This window comes from Rhodococcus sp. LB1 (genome assembly GCF_001583455.1).
Lineage (GTDB): Bacteria > Actinomycetota > Actinomycetes > Mycobacteriales > Mycobacteriaceae > Rhodococcus_F > Rhodococcus_F opacus.
Map to the genome: position 1 here is coordinate 1,368 of NZ_LTCZ01000363.1, position 298 is coordinate 1,665.

The following is a 298-nucleotide window of genomic DNA, read 5'->3' on the forward strand; positions in this document are numbered from 1 at the left end:
GGTATGTAACTATCATGCCAAGGTAGTTGCGTCGGCGACGATGTCGACCCACGCCGGATGGCGCGGCAGAGCGGGCGCAGTACCGACTGCGGGGCGCCTGTCCGACGGGCCGACAGACAGGCATTCACACACCCGCCGTCAGCGCTGGTGGGAACCGAGGGGTCCACCAGACACGGCGAATGTTAATCCTCAACCCCCACCCGCCCACACCGACAGAGCCAATTCCCCTGACAACAAACGAAAATGAGACACCCGGCGGCCACCGAACCGAACCGACGGAGCACGATCCCCGCCCGCC